Genomic DNA, 2,571 nt, shown 5'->3' with positions numbered 1-2,571 from the left:
GTCCCTCTACTGACCACACCCGCCCGCCACCGTCCGCCCACCTCCACGGGAAGCATTCAGTGAGTTTCAAGGTCTACCCGCCGGACATCCGCGACTACGGCGTCATGGTCGAACGCGCCGCCGGACACACCCAACAAGCGAAGGCGTTCCTGGACAAACTCCCCGAACTGCGCACCTCCGCGGCGATGAGCAAACTCTGGGGCGCGGTCACCGAACTCCACGAAGAACAGCGGGAGAAGGCGGGCACCGCGCTCAAGGCCTACCGCCGAGCGCTCGCCGCCTCCGCCGCCGAACTCGAGCGCTCATCGAAGTACTACGCCGAGACCGACGACAAAGAGGCCGCCGCGCTCGACTCCACCTACCCCGCGAGCAAGCGCAGCGCTCCCCCACAACCCGGCGTCACCGAAGCCGCCGCAAGCAACAAACTCATCCTCGACGCCGAGGACCCCCTCGCCGCCTTCGACCGCCGAGGCGACTACACGTTCAGGGAACGACTGGATCTACAACACCGACAGGACGCGATGACAGATGCCCTGAACGAAAGCGGCCTGGCAGCGCTCCGCGAGTCGGTCGGCAACGTCCTCGACTTCTTCAGCCCCACGATGTGGGTGAACGAAATCATCTACATCTTCACCAACCGAAATCTTCTGGATGAGATGGCGCATTGGGTGACCGGCGACTGGGAAAGCTTCGAGGAGTGCGCCAAAGGCTGGGAGAGCCTTGCGACGTTCTGTTCGAACGTATCGACCAACCTCAGCACTGGCAACAACGCCCTGAGCGTCAGCTGGAACGGGAATGCAGCCGACTCCGCATGGCACTACTTCGACTCACTCACAAGCAAACTGAAGGAAGCCGAAGAGGCATTCAGTACGCTCTACTCCCATTACAACAAGATCGCCGAACAGATCGCGGGCTTCGTGAACCACCTCAAGGCGGTCGTATCGCTGATCGTCGACCTTGCCCTGATCATCGCACTCGAAATGATCCTCGCATCGAAGGCAGCCGCGTCCGTGGTGGGCGCTCCTGCCGCAGCTGCGCTCATGGCGGCCATTGCGTACAAGGTGGTCCGAATCATCTCGCTGCACCAGTCTGCCGAGACGGCGCTACTCGGCCTCTTCGTCACTCTCAACGCGATACGACAGACGGGAACTGAGCACCTGGAGCAGCAGATCCGCGCCATCCGCGACTTCCCAGTACCAGGAAAGAGCTACGACCACAAGGCCGTATAGACGCTAGATGAAGCTATACACGTTCAAACCACTGCGCCCCATCGCACCGAGTACAGCCTGCCTCAACTCCTCCAAAAACAGACACGCGCGACCAGACGGATTAAATCTGTTCTCGAGGCGACAGTGATACCTGATCAGGCGAGACAAGGAGGGGCAGGGGTGAACAGAGCACTCCGCACCGTGGCCGGCACTGCGATCTGGGCCGGATTGGCCGCAATGCTGGCGCGACAGATCGTGTCGGCCGACTATTCGACGGCCCGCTTGGATCTACTCGCATGTCTCGCCATCATCGCGCTTGGCTTCTGGCTGAGAGAAGCTGCGGACCGGCGTGTATGCGGAGAGACGGTCTCTCTAGCCGTCGCCCCGCGAAGGCCTCAACCCGTTGGCTTTTACGTGGTCGACCACGGGTGGCCCATCGCATACCATCCGCACGCCCAGTTCATCTTCTGGTTCACCTGCCTCCTCTGCCTACCTGTCATGCTTGGAGTCCACGGTTCCACCGCGACCCCGGCCGACGTCGCCGCAGACTCTCCAGGCGCATTTTCGGAGATGGGAGGCTTCGGTGTACCGAATTCCTTGATCTGGGCAGCGGTCATCGGCTACTTCGCACTCAAGGATCACCGCAAGGCGGTCAAGAAGATCGGCCGGGTGTTGACGTCCGGTGGAGGTCACGCGCTTCCCGTTGTCGTGAGTGATCGATTCGGCCGGAACCCCGAATCGGCACAGGTCGACGCCGCATACTCCGTCGATCACTCCTTGAACGCCCATGCCGAGTACGCGGCGTCCGAACCCGCTCTCAGCCCCTACAAGTCCGGGGGCCTCTGCCTCCTGGCTGCGGGCGGTGAGCGCTCGCTGTTCCTCGATCGCCGCGCCGACCCCCTGGTCGTCTCGGACGTCCTCGCCGGACGGGAAGGTTGGCTGTACTGGGTACCTGCGAACGAGCCGATGACACGCACGTCTGTCCCGGCCGTTCTTGTCCTGGGCGACGGCCGCTACCTCCGGGGTTGGACGCAGGACAACGGGCAGACCAATGTGCCCGACGGTGTCGAGGTGACAGTTCGGCCTGGCCTCGAGCAGCCAGTCAGACCAGTCGACGTGTCAGTACTCCGCGCCAGAACCACCCGACGGCCCGCGCTGTACTACTTCGCTGCGGCGACCGCCCTTCTCGCCAGCGGTTTCCTCGGGCTCTGGGGCGACTTCCAGGAGGAGGCAGGTGGCGTACCTCTCATGGGAGGCGCCTTTCTCGTTGCCATCGGCCTCAGCGTCGGCCGCCTCGGCCACACCCCCCGCGCCACCACCCCTCCCAGCGGCATCCTCGACGCCGACGGAAACCTTCCGGACG

General features: G+C 63.4%; 2 protein-coding genes. Both read left to right on the top strand.

Annotated elements, in window-relative coordinates:
- Positions 1 to 59 precede the first annotated feature (59 nt).
- Entirely contained in the window at positions 60 to 1,229 is a 1,170-nt protein-coding gene (locus tag FNX44_RS25950) for a hypothetical protein (RefSeq protein WP_143651415.1), read from the top strand.
- A gap of 159 nt (positions 1,230 to 1,388) precedes the next feature.
- On the top strand, positions 1,389 to 2,571 hold a 1,183-nt coding region (locus FNX44_RS25945), incomplete at its 3' end, for a hypothetical protein (RefSeq protein ID WP_143651414.1).

Source organism: Streptomyces alkaliterrae (assembly GCF_007097205.2).
Lineage (GTDB): Bacteria > Actinomycetota > Actinomycetes > Streptomycetales > Streptomycetaceae > Streptomyces > Streptomyces alkaliterrae.
Note: the sequence above shows the minus strand (reverse complement) of the source record. Positions and strands in the feature narration are given on the sequence as shown.